Genomic DNA, 13,685 nt, shown 5'->3' with positions numbered 1-13,685 from the left:
CGCCAAATCGTCGCGCATCCTAAAGGAAGGGATGTTACGATGCGGCTGGCAAGCGAACGACAAAGCGCGCACCCGATGGTGTCCCCTTAGAACCCGTGCGATTTTCTGCGTGAATTGCACCGCCATGGGCCTCTACAATCTGCTTACAGATCGACAGACCCAAACCGGAATGCCCGCCAAACTTCTCATGCTCCGGGCGCTCTGTATAAAATCGGTTGAATATCGCATCCAGTTTGCCTGCGGGCAGGCCCGGCCCCTCATCCTCGCACATGGCGACAATCCAGTTATCGTCACGCATCACAGATAACTCAATCTTACCACCATCCGGGCTGAAGCTCTCCGCATTGGAAATGATGTTCTGGAAGACCTGAACCAATCGGCTTTCCATACCTGCGACACTGAACGGGCCATTATTCCGGCGAATGAATGACAGCACCGGCCCGGTTTCGGCTTTCGGCTCGGATTCGCGCTCTGTCTCGTCGCGGCGATGTGACTCGCCCCGCGCTGTGCGATGAACGCTGACAAGCATGTCCAGCATTTCTGCAATATCAACCTCTTCCGTCTGAATACGGCCCAGTTCCGCATCCAGGCGTGAGGAATCTGAGATATCCGTGATCAAACGGTCCAGCCGCTCAACATCCTCTTTCACAATACGCAGCAATTCGCGCTGATGGTCTGGATTCTTTACCCGTTGAACGGTTTCAATCGCGCTTTTCAAGGAGGTCAGGGGATTCTTGATCTCGTGACTGACATCTGCGGCAAACCGTTCGATGGCGGTGATACGGCTGGTCAAAGCATCTGTCATTTCCCGCAAGACGCCCGACAGATCACCAATTTCATCATGACGCCCCGTCAGATCCGGAATTGCCATGGCATCCCGGCCAACCGAATGGCGGACCTTTTCTGCCGCCTCTGCCAGTCGATGCAGGGGACGGGCAATGGTTCCGGCAAAATACAGGGACAGCAATGTCGTTATGACAAGCGCCCCGGCAAAAACCGCCAGCACGGTCAATCGCACATCGCGCATGGCGGAATCGATTCGCGCGCCATCCCGCGACAGCATCAAACTGCCAAACACATGAACATAGCGCGCTACCGGCAAGGCGACCGACAGCACCAATTCGCGATTTGCATCCTGCCGGACATAGCCCACAGTCTCACCAGACAAGGCCCGGATCGCTTCGGGATAATCGCCCACTGTCGAGTCGCGCCGATCCCGATAGGTATCATAATCCCGGTTATCGACCCAATGGGCCAATTCATCCAACCACCGGACAATCGGATTGACCACCGGGGCCAGAGTCTGTTCGTCATCGATCGGGTCCTGCAGTTCTTCGACCATGATATCCTGTCCGGTGACGCCAAGGCGGCGGCTGTCCACCGCCAGGGACCCATCCGCCAGATAGAAGCGGGCGCGGACATCGCTGGCTTCTGACAGGCGGCGAACCAGATCGCGCGCAGGCACGATGTTTAAAACCTCCTGCCCGTTTGCCAATAGACCGATAGCGCCTTCTCCCAACGCGCCTGAGAATATCTCCCCCTGTTCTTTCAGGGCAAAGAGTTCCTGTTCCACCAAACGGTCGCGATAGGGTCCCAGATACAGCATACCCAAGACAGGAATGATCAAGGCCAGCAAGTTGACGGCAAGTATTTTCCGGGTCAGGGGGGACAGTCGCTGGCGTCGCCGCAAGCGACGCATCGCCTTCGCGCGGGGGGGCGATGATTTATCCCCCTTATGCGCACTATCGGACTGGCCCTGCCCCCGATAGGAAGACTGGGTCGTCGCATCCTTATCTGTCCGTGAAGACTTCAACGCGCCAACATCCCTTTAAAACCTGATATCAGGCTTCATCCTTGTATCGGTAGCCGACCCCATACAGGGTTTCGATATTATCGAATGTCTCGTCCACCTGACGCAGCTTTTTACGCAGGCGTTTGATGTGGCTGTCAATGGTTCGATCATCGACATAGATATTCTCGCCATACGCGGAATCCATTAACTGATCGCGATTTTTCACATGGCCGGGACGATGCGCCAGGGCTTTTAGCAACAGAAACTCTGTCACGGTCAACTTTACCGGCTCTCCCTTCCAGGTGCACAGATGGCGGTCTCCATCCATAACCAGTTCCCCTCGGGAGAAGGCACCCTGACCCTTGGTCAGCGTCCCATCCGCATTGCGCTGTTCCAGTTCCGCGCGACGCAGCAGGGCGCGGATACGCTCAATCAGCAAACGCTGGGAAAACGGCTTTTTGATGTAATCATCCGCGCCCATGCGCAGACCCATCAACTCGTCAACCTCATCATCCTTGGATGTCAGGAAAATCACCGGCACTTCCGATGTCTGACGCAGCTTGCTCAACAGTTCCATGCCATCCATGCGGGGCATCTTGATATCCAAAATCGCCAAGTCGACTGGGCGGGTTGTCAGGCCACGAAGCGCGGTTTCGCCATCGGTATAGGTGCTGACAGCAAAGCCTTCCGCTTCCAGGGCAATAGAGACAGAGGTCAAAATGTTGCGATCATCATCTACCAGAGCAATTTGCTGCGCCATTTGGTTTTACATCCTCACCAAAACGGGTTGACCGTCATCCGTCACGACCAATCCACCCAAGCCAAAATCACAGGGATACTCCCCCAACGAACCGGCATGAAGCCCCTACCACCGTAGCCTTCAATACCGCAGAATGCCACAAAAGCCCTTATAACGGGGCGGAAATAAGGCAAGGCTGCGGCAGTTCTGGGAATTCGTGTCATTGGGGCTTTGCCGCGATTGGCTTTTTTGCCACCCGCTTGGTTCGGAAAACCTGCGCGCCATGGACATGGGGGGGCAATTCCATATCAGGCCCCCCGGCCTTTACCGGGCGTTCGGCATAGCGGCCCCGGCTGATCATGCGATCATATAAGACAATCGCGCCAGCAATGCCGACATTCACGCAAAAGGCGATCGGGATTCGCACCACGAAGTCACACCGGTCAATCATCGCCTGCGACAGCGATCCACGTTCCGGGCCCAGAACATAGGCCGCCCGTTCCGGATGTCGGAAAGAGGGCAGCATGATCGACTGTTCCACCAGTTCAACGCCAACAAGGGCACAGCCCTTGGGCAGAACGATGTCGCCGGGCGTATCCCATTGATAATAGGGGACCTGGTCGGCGGTGCGCGATGTGTCAGCATGACGAATGCCGCGCATATCGACATAGGGAGAAACCGCAAATGTAAAACTGGCACCAAAGGAATGGGCGGTCCGCATCAGGCTGCCAGCATTCATTGGCTTGGACAGGCCTTCTACGCCCAGTCCAAAATATCCCCGTTGTTGCGCCATTGTCGCATGCCTGTCCTGTGCTGGTGTTCTGGAATTGCGCGACCTTGCACAAACCCGCCGGGCAAGGCAAGTTTTCCCCCCGTATCAGCAACAGGGTTGACCGCCATGCCCCACGATCATGTAACCATTTCCAACAGCAATGCCTATCATGGCGATGTTCATCCCCTGACTGTCGAAGTCACCCGCAATGGGATCGTGGAAAGCCGTCATCGCGGCAGCGCGGTCATTATCGATGTTTCTGGGTCGATCCAGGATGCCTGGGGGGACAGTCGCCAGCCCACCTATCCCCGCTCTGCGATCAAGGCAATTCAGGCGCTGCCCATGGTGGAAAGTGGCGCGGCGGCAGCTGCAGGATTTACCGACGCAGAAATCGCGCTCGCTTGCTCATCTCATAATGGAGAGGTCGGCCACACCGAAACCGCTGCATCGATGCTGCATAAGTTGGGATTGGCCGAGGCGGATCTGGAATGCGGCAGCCATTGGCCCTACCACGAAGAGACCACCCGCAAGATGGCCAAATATGACGTCGCGCCGTCGCAATTGCATAACAATTGTTCGGGCAAGCATTGTGGCATGTTGGCCCTGGCCAAGCATTTGGGCGGGCCGACGAAAGGCTATGTCAACCAGACACACGGCGTACAACAGCGCATTCTGGGGGCGATGGAACAAATGTGCGGGGTCGATCTGTCGGGTGTTCAGCCTGGCATTGATGGCTGTTCCGCGCCGAACTGGCCGATTCCGCTGGAAAATCTGGCCTTTGGCTTTGCCCGTATCGCCGACCCGAAGGACCTGCCGCAAGCCCGCGCGGACGCCATCGGCTGGATCAAGCGGGCGGTTTTTGCCAATCCCTTCATGGTCGCAGGCACCGGGCGCTTTTGTACCGAAGTCATGAAAATTCTGGGCGACAAGGCCTTCATCAAGACCGGCGCGGAAGGGGTGTTTTGTGCGTCGCTGCCAGAATATGGTCTGGGGATCGCGCTGAAATGTGATGATGGCGCAACCCGCGGTTCCGAAACCATGATGGCCGCCCTGTTGCGCCATGTCGGTGTTCTGGACGACGCGCATTTGGACGCAATGGCCCCCTGGCTGAACCCGCAACTGAAGAACCGTGCCAACAAAACCGTCGGCGACATCCGCCCCGCATCAAGCTGGCTGTCCTTCTGAGCATTCCGGTATTGTCCGAATGGGTTGAGCAATAGTCCCATTTTATAGGGACTGTTCAACACTATGCCAGCCGTCAGCGACCCGCTGTCCCCGCTAAGGCGTCCCCACTACGGCGTTCCTGAAGCGTTGTGCCGATGTCAGGGCATCCTTCAGCAGCGTGTCAAAAGTTTCGGGTGGATTCCCAGTATCCAGAAGACGGCGGAATGTGGCATAGGCGTCTGTCCTGGAACCATATGCGCGTAACGTCTGTTCGTCATTTACCCAGGCCAGAACAATCACTTTGGCTGTGCTGTCGAAACGATAGAACAGCCTGTATTGTTGCAAGAATTTCGCCCGGAACCAGTGCTTTCTGTTGTCGCCCAAAGTGTCGCCCTGCCGGAACGCCGGGGCACCAGGATCAACGGGGATCATTTCGCCCACCAGCTTGAAGATCGCGGCAAGCCGCTTTGTACAGTTCTTCTTCTGCCAGGTCTTGGGATCGCGTGTTTTCCGAATCTCGACTTCCCGGATCAAGTCTTCAAGCTGATCCAGGAACAGCGGGTGGGCATAAATAGACCACCCGTTTATGCATAGCGGCGCTTCTGCCGTTGCAGGCGTGTCTGTCATTCGTCATCGGGTGATAGTGAATCGTCAATATCAACATCCACACCGCCGACCAACCCATTCAATCGATCATACAGTGTGCCGGAGAACACGTGAAGACGCCCGGGATTCTGGCGAATGTCAGTCTCTAGGAAGTCAAGAAACGCACCCAATGCGGGATCATCCCCTGACTCACGGACAGGTTCTATATAGACCCGACCATTAAGGTCGATGCAGTAGCGTATCTGATCACCCTTTTGGAGTTTCAGTTGTTTGCGCACGCCGCTGGGTACCGTCGTCTGATAGCGATCGGTTAGCTTTGAGATATCTTGTGCAAGCACGACCATGGCGAACTCCCGATGAGCAAATCTGTCTTCTATTTTAGAGGTAATGCATTTGCATTACCGTGTCAAGATAAGGGTATGATATGCTGTATCACATTTGGTGGAAGTGGGTACGGCTTGTCTACACGCGCCGTCGAAGACGACACGCACCGTTCTGCACTTCAACGCACATAGTCAGGAGAAAAGAAAAAGCCCCCATGCTTTGCACGAGGGCTTTTCTTAGTGAGGCGGCGAACAGGGAGGAAGGCCGCCCCTCAGGGGACTTGTATCCGACCGGGGCGTGATTACGCCTTCCAGAAGGGCTTATTGGCTTCTTTGTCTGCGGCCTTACGGGTCAGGCCGATGTCAGCCAACATGCGGTCATCCAGGCCTTTCAGCTGACGGCGCTGTTGCGCGCGGGCCTGAAACCGGACCAGGGTGTTGATCGGGTTGATCGTTACTGTGCGCAGGCCGTCCAAGGCCGCTGCAGTTGCATCGACCATCAGAGCTGCCAACGGCGCGACCGGGCTTGCATTCCCGTAAACTTGATAAACATTCGCCATGACTGTCACTCCTACTTCTCAGGTTTCACAAGACAGTTCCGGGATTTCTCAGTCTGTGAGGGGTATCCGACCGGCTGTTCTTGTTCGGCATGTTTGCCTTACAAGGCTGAAATAGGCTCTTTTGACAAAACCGACAAAGGATATATTTTCATCCCTCAGATTAATTTTTCGAATGCGAAGGGATTGGGCCATGGTATCGCGTTTGCCGCCATTAAAGCCGCTTCCAGCCTTTGAGGCGGCCGCCAGATTGCTGTCCTTTACCGAAGCTGCGGATGAACTTTTTGTGACCCAGGCAGCGATCAGCCATCAGATCAAACAGTTGGAAGATGCGCTGGGGGTGCGCCTGTTTCGACGCCTGAATCGCGCGCTTCTGTTGACGGAGGAAGGCCAGGCCTTTGCCGGGGCAGTGCGTCAGGCCCTAGGCCAGATTGCCACCGCAGCCGATCGTGTGAAACGCCAGGACGCCACTGGGGCGCTGAATGTCAGTTGTTTGCCGTCTTTTGCCTCTGCCTGGCTGGTGCCCCGCCTGGCGCGATTCCGGGCACGCCACCCTGAAATCGATGTGCGTCTGGCGGCAGATTATGAACTGACCGATTTTACGGTTGAAGATATTGATCTGGCGATCCGCTGGGGAACCGGCGGCTATGATGATTTGTTTGAAATCCGCATGATGACGGAGGAAGTCTTTCCCGTGTGCAGCCCGCGCCTGCTGCAGGATCCCGAAAAACCGCTGGAGCGGTTGGAAGACCTGCGCCACCACACGCTGTTGCATGACGATATTCGAACCGATTGGCGGGTCTGGCTGACGGCTGCCGGGGTGACCGGCGTCAATCCGGACAAGGGCCCGCGCTATAACTATTCAAACCTGGTGCTGCAGGCGGCCATGGCGGGCGAAGGCATCGCATTGGGCCGCAGCGCGATTGCCCATGATGCGCTGGAACAGGGCCTGCTGGTCAAACCCTTCGATTTCTCCATCCCCAGCGACTATGCCTATTGGGTCGTCTGCCCCAAAGACCGCGCCGACCATCCTAAGATCAAAGCCTTCACCGAATGGCTGCTGGAAGAGGCGCGGTTGGATTAAGCCTATTTCAGAGGGTCAGTGGCCAGTAATGCCGCTGTGACAAGGTCTGGTTCTCTATCGATCACGTGCAATAGAGTGCGAGCGGTTTTATTGGGCGAAGATCTGTGTTGCTCCCAAGATTCAAGCGTTCGTTCATCAATACCAAACCGTCGGCTAAAATCCGCGCGCGTCAAATTCAGGCGAGATCGAATGGCGATCACATCTTTCTCAGGAACGGACTCGAAAACATTCGCGTCGATCCCTAGTTCTTTCAATTCACGGCACACCAACACCGCATCTTGCCGTGTTGTTTGCAGATCAATCGTCGCATCGGCACCCGTCGCCAATTTATCAATCGTTTGCTTTGCAGATTTAGGCGTTGCGCCCTTTTGAATCAAAAGTCGTGCAACAGAAACTAACTGACTTCCACCCACCATCTTCATTAAAAAGCTAACGGTCAAATGGGAATGGTTTCGGCCTTCGTCCGGGATTCGCGCCGCTGGTTCGAACTGCGCCTTGAATTTCGATTGTATTGACATCCAATTCCTCCATCACGACGGCCGCCATAACATTCAACTTTTTTCTATTCATTGGCGATGCGCCAACGCTCTCTATATGGACCTGCTCCACAAGCAACACACCACGCCCAAATCGTGTAACATTTCCCATTAAAATCAAGGATCCTTCGGGCGTTTGGAGTTCGAGCGTGACGAGATCGCCTGCGCTCATGTCCTCACTATACTTAACAATGATATCCTTTTCTGTAAACATTTATACGTAATCTCCGTAGCAAAGAAGCGAATCATTTCACTTCCCGTGTGACTATTTATAAATTTGCAAAACGCAGCATGGAGGTTTAGTTGACGTATCGGATATGATTGCAAATATATGTTAGACTTCAGTGCTACGGTGCTCAAAGGAAACTCAATCGACGATGTCAATTCTTGCAAAAACAAAACCCCACGACCGAATTCTTGTGGCTTTGGACACGCCGGATGTGGATCGGGCGGTCGCCTTGTCTCAGGCGCTGGCCGGGCAAGTGGGCGGAATCAAACTGGGGCTAGAATTTTTCAATGCCAATGGGCCGCAGGGGGTTCGCGACGTTGCACAGGCCGCATCCGAAAGCGCACCGACACCGCTGTTCCTGGATCTGAAGTTTCACGACATCCCCAATACCGTGGCAGGCGCGGTGCGATCCGTCATGCCGCTGGCGCCCGCCATTCTGAATGTTCATGCATCGGGCGGTTCGACGATGATGGCCGCAGCGCTGGATACGGCAACAACAGAGGCAGCGCGTTTAGGCATTGCCCGCCCGATGTTGATCGCGGTCACGGTCCTGACCAGCCTGGACGATGGCGATCTGGCAGCGGTGGGCCAGGCAACGCCAGCCCGCGATCAGGTTCTGCGCCTGGCCGCCCTGACCCAGAAGGCAGGATTGGACGGGGTTGTCTGTTCTTCTCAGGAAATCGCAGCCATCCGCGCGGAATGCGGCCCCGACTTCAAACTGATCGTGCCGGGCATCCGCCCCGCAGGAGCAGCGCTTGGCGATCAGAAGCGGGTGATGACACCAAAACAGGCGATTGCACAGGGCGCGGACTATCTGGTCATTGGACGCCCAATCACCGGGGCCGACGATCCCGCAGCCGCCGCCGCAGCCATCGCCGCCGAGGTGGATGCCTGATCAGTGACTCCTTGTTCCTGCCGTCCTGGCCTTCTATATACGGGCGGTTATGACCATTGACGCAAAAATCTGCGGGATTACCGATCCCATCGCGATGGAGGCCGCCGTTCGATATGGCGCGTCCATGGTCGGGCTTGTGTTTTTTCCGCCCAGCCCGCGTGCCCTGTCCCCGGAAGAGGCGGCCATGTTGCTGCGGCCTGTTCCAGGTCAGGTGACCAGCGTCGGATTATTCGTCGATCCCGATGACAGCCTGATCGACCGGGTTCTGGCACAGGTGCCGCTGGATGTGATCCAGTTGCATGGCAATGAGCCGCTGGATCGATGCGCCGGCTTGCGGGAGCGCACCGGGAAACAGATCTTTAAGGCCATCAAAGTGCGGGACGCAGAAGACCTAGTCAGCGCCAGCCAGTATGCCAAGGTCTGTGACCGCCTGTTATTTGATGCGAAACCGCCTGAAAATGCGACGCGCCCTGGCGGCAATGCGGAAGTATTCGATTGGACTGTGCTGGAAGGGCATCGCTGGTCCGTGCCGTGGCTGTTGGCCGGTGGCCTGACCCCGAACAATGTGAAAAATGCCATCCGCGTGACGGGCTGTCCGGGCGTGGACGCATCTTCAGGGATTGAATCCGCCCCTGGCAAGAAGGACCCGGCCAAGATTCAGGCTTTCCTGAAGGCCGTTGCCGAGGCTTAACCCAGCGCCATAAAAAATCTCAAACCTTTGATCTAGATCAAAGTATGCCCCGGCGCCGCCCCTTACTGTGGGGTCACGTCCTTCGGGGCGCGGTAGTGTCAGGCTGGGCTGCAATCCTGCCTGTCCTTCTATCCCATCCAAACTTGCAACCCTGTTCCGCTAGAGTCTTATCAAGCTTCCCACGGCGGAACGGGGTTGAATTTTTCCACCAGAAAATCGACGAAGGCCCGAACCTTGGGCGACAAGTGACGCCGCGTTGGGTAGACCGCGTTGATCGGCACTTCGATATCCCGATAGAACGGGCGCAGAATCCGCACCAGCTTGCCTTCCTGGACCTCCGGCGCGACAAGAAATTCTGCCAGACGCGCAATACCCAGTCCCGCCAGAACCATTTCGTGGATCGTTTCGCCATTATTGGCCGTGAAATTGCCTTCGGCCTTTACAGGATAGTCACTGCCATCCTGAAGCTTGAAGACCCATTCATTCAAATGAATCGCTGTGGAAAACGCCAGCCGGTTGTGATTGATCAGCTCCATCGGTTCCTTGGGTTCGCCATGCTGGGCCAGATAAGCGGGGGAACAACAGATCGCACGCCGACTGACCGCCAATTGCCGTGCCACCATGGAAGAATCCTGCAATTTGCCGAACCGGATGGCGATGTCCTGACCTTCTTCCACCAGATCCGACAGCGCATCGGTCAGGGTCATTTCCACATTCACATCGGGATAGCGGCTCAGAAACTCCGGAATTAATGGACTGATCTGGTGTTTACCAAAGGCAACGCCACAATTGACCCGCAATGTGCCGCGCGGCGTCGAATGGCGCTGACTGACGGACAATTCCGCCTCTTCCATATCCATCAGAATACGGGTGCAGCGTTGATAAAAGGCATCCCCCTCTTCCGTCGCAGAAAGTTGCCGCGTGGTCCTGTTCAACAGCCGCACACCCAGCCGATCTTCCAACCGCCCGATCTGTTTGCTGACAGCAGACGGGGTCAGTTTTAGCGCCCGCGCGGCGCTGGAAAAGCTGCCCTCTTCCACAACTTTGGTGAAAACAGCCATTTCTCCGGCTCTATCCATTCTCTTTTCCACTCCCAACCCGGTTATAGTCTTATGGTCACGTATCGCGACAAATTCGGTGATATTTATTCCTGATGCGCACAGATCATTGGATCATTCTCACGATTATTATGCAATGACGCAATTGCTAAGTATATGCCAACGAAAACGCGAGTCGCCCAAGATTTCCAGGATTGACCCTGACCGGCTCGCCCAAGGAGCAAAATTATGAATGCGGACTATCACAACACGCGCACAGACTATCTGGGATCCGCTGGATTTCCGACAGAAATCGAGGTGAAGCAGGCACTGGACCGTGCGGCAAAGGCCCGTAATGAAGCTTTGTGGGCTGGTGTTTCTGCAATTGGTCGCTTCTTCACAACCGGGTTTGCCCTGCGGGAAATCGGACGTCCCAGCGCCAGCCCTTGCAGATCCTAGAGCCCCCCTCCGACAGTCCGTTAAAATGGGGTGGTCCCCCTTCCACCGCATTGGACTTCGGTCAGAAAAACCCCGTCTTTTCAGGATGGGGTTTTTTTGTATGCCAGCGTCAATTTCGCCCTGCGTCCGGCTAAACAAATCCGCCCGGCAGCTTTTCCAGCCAACAACCGGATATCCGCCAGAGGCCGTCTTCCATCTGCTGTAAGGAATAATGCGCCATCCAGGCCGATCCATCGCTGGCGATGATCATCACATCCTGTTCGACCCGCCCGCCCCGTATTTCATAGTCTTTGAAATCAACAATCTTTGGGCTGATCAGCGCTGGATACCCGGACGTGACCATCTGCATGAAAATATCAGGATTGGAAAAGCGCTGTTGAATGACCGGTGCGGCATAGGAATAGGCGCCGGTCTTGTCGCCCTGGGCAAAGGCAGAGAGTTGTTCCTGAATGACACGCTTGACCGTGGCCTGTGCCGGATCACCCTGTGCGCCCGCTGTGGTCGCGCACAACCCCATCAACAGACCAACAGCAACCCACCGAAACATGTGTTTCATGACCCCATTCTCCCGAATGACACAACAGCCCCTCCCATAGGAAAGATACGCAGTGCCGCCGCGATAGGATCATCGTTTTGAAGATCAGGCCTTATCGAACGTATAGATGCACTTCGTTCTGGGCGGTGTTGCGGGTATCGGCCAACAGATTAATCCGACCCGGCTGAACCCCCATATCCGTCAGCGTGCGCAGCACGTCTTCCGCATTGCGCCGCGCGGCGGACCCGTTCAGCGCCACCTGGGCGGCATTGCCCCCATTCGGGCTGACAGCCACCAGATCGAACACGGCATCAGGCTTTGCGGTCAGTGCCTGGCTGACGGCGTTATACAGCGCCTGCTGATAGGGGACGTTATCGCGGTCAAAGCGGATGATCACCAGCGGCTCCGCATTCGGAGAAATACCCGCACTTGATGAGGCCTGGCTGGCCGCCGCAGCCTCGACCAGCGCAAAGGAGCGGCTGGCGATATTGGTACCGTACAATTCCCCGTTCTTGATGCCCAGCGCCAGGGTCGTCATATTCTGACGCTCGTTCGAGACATACAGATTATGGCGATTGATTTCCTGGGTCACGCTGGTCAGCATCCGGTCCAGATCGACCAGCGATTGATAGACCGAATCTTCCAGGATGCGCAGGCGGGCATGATCCTCGTCCACGGCGCCGCTCAGGCCATAGGTTGCCTGAACCGTGCTCAACAGGAATTTCCCGAAAGCGGCCTCGTCAGAAGCTTTGCTGTGCAGTGACGACAAGGCGGGGATGGTCTGTTCCACCGTCGCCAGAGAGGTCTGCGCCTGGTTCCATTGATCCACCAGAATGGGATTGCCCGGCGTTGTGCCCAATTGCAGACGCGATGTGATATCCGCCTTGGCCGTATGATAGGCCGTCGCACTGGCCGCGCTGTTGCCACGAATAGCATTCAGTTGGGATTTCAGCTCGGACACATTGGCGGTCAACTGGTTCAGGTCGCGCTCCATCTGCGCGATACGCTCACCCACCGCCGTGGTGCCATTATAGACAGCCGTGCGCTCGGCAGAGACCGTTCCGGCATCGCTAAGGGTCATCGCGGTCGGGGCCGTGGTTTGATTGGTGCCTTGAGCAGCCGAGCCGGTCGGGCTGGCCGCCGTGGTCGGGGTCGAAGAACCGCCAGCCGGGTCTTGCGAGTCCAGTGACGGCCACAGGGAGTCACATCCCGTCAGCATCACGCAGGTCGCGCCGATCAAGCCTAGCATTTTAAAAGAAGTGGTCATGCCCTGCACCGCCCTATCTTTAATCAGGTCGCCGTGACGCCCGAAATCCTCCGAAATCAAAACCCCCGCCAAAGACCCCCATCATCAGAAGCCTGTCTGCGGTTGCTTTCCACACTTACCGTCAAACGCACCCGGATTTTAACAGGATATTTGATCCGGTTCACCCAACAATCGGTGTCCCCATGATCCCGTGATCCAGCGTTTGTCCGGCACTCCCCCAATTCTTCCACCCGCCGCGTTCCGCAAATCCAATTGATCTGACCAATCCGCCCGACCAATCCCTCAAAACGCGCGACCGTCTCCGCCAGGCCCTGGCTCCCAAAATCCGCATCGGAACCCGGACCCTAAATCCACTGTCAGACACGCCCCATCAGGGCGGCTTAAACGCCAGCTAAGTGCTTATCCTAAAGGACAAACCGCACCCGTCGCCAGGCCCCAAAGCAATCCGACTGAGCGGATACTACTTTACCCTTTGCGCGGGGACAACCCGCATTCTGATAGACAATAGCGCGAATCCCATTGGACTCACGCGGTTTTTCCCATCCAACGGCGCTCTTGGCCGGGACTGTGCCCTCCCTGCAACACAGCCGCGATGCACGCCGGACCCACGCCCCCCATATTATCTCCAGCACCGCACCCATCCATCCGATACCACCCGGATTTTACATTTTTGCGAAAATCACCCTTGCCAACCCGTCCCACATCGCCTATCAACCGCGCCGCGTCACCGCACCAGCGGACGCCTGCGCGCCCCTAGCTCAACTGGATAGAGCACCTGACTACGGATCAGGAGGTTGGGAGTTCGAACCTCTCGGGGCGCGCCATTTTTTCTCAATAATATAATTCCAATCCCGTCTTTGCCGGTGCCCAGCTTCAGCGTGCTCACCGTCGAGCATGATTAATTCTCAGCACCAGAACAGATTAATTTTCTTTTTGTTCTTTTTAAATTGAACTTTTGAGGTTTTTGCCCATAATAAGACCGGGCCCTTTTAGGATAAC

Annotated in this window: 15 protein-coding genes and 1 tRNA gene; 6 read left to right on the top strand and 10 right to left on the bottom strand. The window is 56.2% G+C overall.

Features of this window, described 5'->3' with window-relative positions:
* Positions 1-34 precede the first annotated feature (34 nt).
* The 3 genes from ACOSDR_RS05655 to ACOSDR_RS05645 form a co-directional block, all read right to left on the bottom strand.
* Positions 35-1,813, bottom strand: coding sequence for a stimulus-sensing domain-containing protein (locus ACOSDR_RS05655; protein ID WP_420730638.1), 1,779 nt, complete (start codon positions 1,811-1,813; stop codon positions 35-37).
* A 28-nt stretch (positions 1,814-1,841) separates the two neighbouring features.
* Positions 1,842-2,552 (bottom strand): response regulator transcription factor, encoded by a 711-nt coding sequence (locus ACOSDR_RS05650; RefSeq protein ID WP_420730637.1) that lies wholly within the window; start codon positions 2,550-2,552, stop codon positions 1,842-1,844.
* Between the two features lie 199 nt (positions 2,553-2,751).
* A complete protein-coding gene (locus ACOSDR_RS05645; protein WP_420730636.1) occupies positions 2,752-3,324 on the bottom strand; it encodes an RNA methyltransferase in 573 nt (190 codons plus the stop codon).
* A gap of 105 nt (positions 3,325-3,429) precedes the next feature.
* Here ACOSDR_RS05645 and ACOSDR_RS05640 point away from each other — a divergent pair, with 105 nt between their 5' ends.
* Complete coding sequence (locus ACOSDR_RS05640) at positions 3,430-4,488, top strand: asparaginase (protein WP_420730635.1); 1,059 nt, start codon at positions 3,430-3,432, stop codon at positions 4,486-4,488.
* 93 nt (positions 4,489-4,581) lie between these two features.
* On the opposite strand, the gene ACOSDR_RS05635 is transcribed toward ACOSDR_RS05640, so the two are convergent.
* From ACOSDR_RS05635 to ACOSDR_RS05625, 3 genes are all read right to left on the bottom strand, one after another.
* Complete coding sequence (locus ACOSDR_RS05635; protein ID WP_420730634.1) at positions 4,582-5,094, bottom strand: type II toxin-antitoxin system YhaV family toxin; 513 nt, start codon at positions 5,092-5,094, stop codon at positions 4,582-4,584.
* A complete protein-coding gene (locus ACOSDR_RS05630; protein WP_420730633.1) occupies positions 5,091-5,417 on the bottom strand; it encodes a type II toxin-antitoxin system PrlF family antitoxin in 327 nt (108 codons plus the stop codon). Before ACOSDR_RS05630 ends, ACOSDR_RS05635 begins: the two co-directional genes overlap by 4 nt.
* A 281-nt stretch (positions 5,418-5,698) precedes the next feature.
* Positions 5,699-5,956, bottom strand: a complete 258-nt coding sequence (locus tag ACOSDR_RS05625) for a DUF1127 domain-containing protein (protein ID WP_420730632.1) — start codon at positions 5,954-5,956, stop codon at positions 5,699-5,701.
* A 190-nt stretch (positions 5,957-6,146) separates the two neighbouring features.
* Here ACOSDR_RS05625 and ACOSDR_RS05620 point away from each other — a divergent pair, with 190 nt between their 5' ends.
* Positions 6,147-7,037, top strand: coding sequence for a transcriptional regulator GcvA (locus ACOSDR_RS05620; protein WP_420723155.1), 891 nt, complete (start codon positions 6,147-6,149; stop codon positions 7,035-7,037).
* 2 nt (positions 7,038-7,039) lie between these two features.
* Here the strand turns inward: ACOSDR_RS05620 and ACOSDR_RS05615 are convergent, their stop codons facing one another.
* Positions 7,040-7,555, bottom strand: coding sequence for a helix-turn-helix domain-containing protein (locus tag ACOSDR_RS05615; RefSeq protein ID WP_420723156.1), 516 nt, complete (start codon positions 7,553-7,555; stop codon positions 7,040-7,042).
* Positions 7,556-7,950: 395 nt separating this feature from the next.
* On the opposite strand from ACOSDR_RS05615, the gene pyrF reads away from it, so the two are divergent.
* Positions 7,951-8,697: an orotidine-5'-phosphate decarboxylase gene (pyrF, locus tag ACOSDR_RS05610; protein WP_420730631.1), complete on the top strand. Its 747-nt coding sequence runs from the start codon at positions 7,951-7,953 to the stop codon at positions 8,695-8,697.
* Positions 8,698-8,746: 49 nt separating this feature from the next.
* Positions 8,747-9,388, top strand: coding sequence for a phosphoribosylanthranilate isomerase (locus ACOSDR_RS05605; RefSeq protein ID WP_420723159.1), 642 nt, complete (start codon positions 8,747-8,749; stop codon positions 9,386-9,388).
* Between the two features lie 170 nt (positions 9,389-9,558).
* Here the strand turns inward: ACOSDR_RS05605 and ACOSDR_RS05600 are convergent, their stop codons facing one another.
* Positions 9,559-10,467 carry a LysR family transcriptional regulator gene (locus ACOSDR_RS05600; protein ID WP_420723160.1) on the bottom strand — a complete coding sequence of 303 codons (909 nt, stop codon included), beginning with the start codon at positions 10,465-10,467 and terminating at the stop codon, positions 9,559-9,561.
* Positions 10,468-10,674: 207 nt separating this feature from the next.
* Between ACOSDR_RS05600 and ACOSDR_RS05595 the strand changes: the two genes are divergently transcribed.
* Positions 10,675-10,884, top strand: a complete 210-nt coding sequence (locus ACOSDR_RS05595; RefSeq protein ID WP_420730630.1) for a hypothetical protein — start codon at positions 10,675-10,677, stop codon at positions 10,882-10,884.
* A gap of 130 nt (positions 10,885-11,014) precedes the next feature.
* On the opposite strand, the gene ACOSDR_RS05590 is transcribed toward ACOSDR_RS05595, so the two are convergent.
* Positions 11,015-11,440: a DUF4864 domain-containing protein gene (locus ACOSDR_RS05590; RefSeq protein ID WP_420730629.1), complete on the bottom strand. Its 426-nt coding sequence runs from the start codon at positions 11,438-11,440 to the stop codon at positions 11,015-11,017.
* 91 nt (positions 11,441-11,531) lie between these two features.
* Positions 11,532-12,686: a hypothetical protein gene (locus ACOSDR_RS05585; protein WP_420723163.1), complete on the bottom strand. Its 1,155-nt coding sequence runs from the start codon at positions 12,684-12,686 to the stop codon at positions 11,532-11,534.
* Positions 12,687-13,433: 747 nt separating this feature from the next.
* Here ACOSDR_RS05585 and ACOSDR_RS05580 point away from each other — a divergent pair.
* Positions 13,434-13,510, top strand: a tRNA-Arg gene (locus ACOSDR_RS05580).
* The last annotated feature ends 175 nt before the right edge of the window (positions 13,511-13,685 follow it).

The sequence above is a fragment of the Hwanghaeella sp. 1Z406 genome (assembly GCF_048892425.1).
Taxonomy (GTDB): domain Bacteria; phylum Pseudomonadota; class Alphaproteobacteria; order UBA8366; family Aestuariispiraceae; genus Pacificispira.
The sequence above is the reverse complement of the archived record's forward strand: the minus strand, read 5'-3'. Positions and strand labels throughout refer to the sequence as shown.

Bases quoted from the DNA above. Each gene is read 5' to 3' on its own strand.
- ACOSDR_RS05650 (WP_420730637.1), bottom strand. From the start codon at position 2,552: ATGGCGCAGCAAATTGCTCTGGTAGATGATGATCGCAACATTTTGACC.
- ACOSDR_RS05645 (WP_420730636.1), bottom strand. From the start codon at position 3,324: ATGGCGCAACAACGGGGATATTTTGGACTGGGCGTAGAAGGCCTGTCC.
- ACOSDR_RS05640 (WP_420730635.1), top strand. From the start codon at position 3,430: ATGCCCCACGATCATGTAACCATTTCCAACAGCAATGCCTATCATGGC.
- ACOSDR_RS05635 (WP_420730634.1), bottom strand. From the start codon at position 5,094: ATGACAGACACGCCTGCAACGGCAGAAGCGCCGCTATGCATAAACGGG.
- ACOSDR_RS05630 (WP_420730633.1), bottom strand. From the start codon at position 5,417: ATGGTCGTGCTTGCACAAGATATCTCAAAGCTAACCGATCGCTATCAG.
- ACOSDR_RS05625 (WP_420730632.1), bottom strand. From the start codon at position 5,956: ATGGCGAATGTTTATCAAGTTTACGGGAATGCAAGCCCGGTCGCGCCG.
- ACOSDR_RS05620 (WP_420723155.1), top strand. From the start codon at position 6,147: ATGGTATCGCGTTTGCCGCCATTAAAGCCGCTTCCAGCCTTTGAGGCG.
- ACOSDR_RS05615 (WP_420723156.1), bottom strand. From the start codon at position 7,555: ATGTCAATACAATCGAAATTCAAGGCGCAGTTCGAACCAGCGGCGCGA.
- pyrF (WP_420730631.1), top strand. From the start codon at position 7,951: ATGTCAATTCTTGCAAAAACAAAACCCCACGACCGAATTCTTGTGGCT.
- ACOSDR_RS05605 (WP_420723159.1), top strand. From the start codon at position 8,747: ATGACCATTGACGCAAAAATCTGCGGGATTACCGATCCCATCGCGATG.
- ACOSDR_RS05600 (WP_420723160.1), bottom strand. From the start codon at position 10,467: ATGGATAGAGCCGGAGAAATGGCTGTTTTCACCAAAGTTGTGGAAGAG.
- ACOSDR_RS05595 (WP_420730630.1), top strand. From the start codon at position 10,675: ATGAATGCGGACTATCACAACACGCGCACAGACTATCTGGGATCCGCT.
- ACOSDR_RS05590 (WP_420730629.1), bottom strand. From the start codon at position 11,440: ATGAAACACATGTTTCGGTGGGTTGCTGTTGGTCTGTTGATGGGGTTG.
- ACOSDR_RS05585 (WP_420723163.1), bottom strand. From the start codon at position 12,686: ATGACCACTTCTTTTAAAATGCTAGGCTTGATCGGCGCGACCTGCGTG.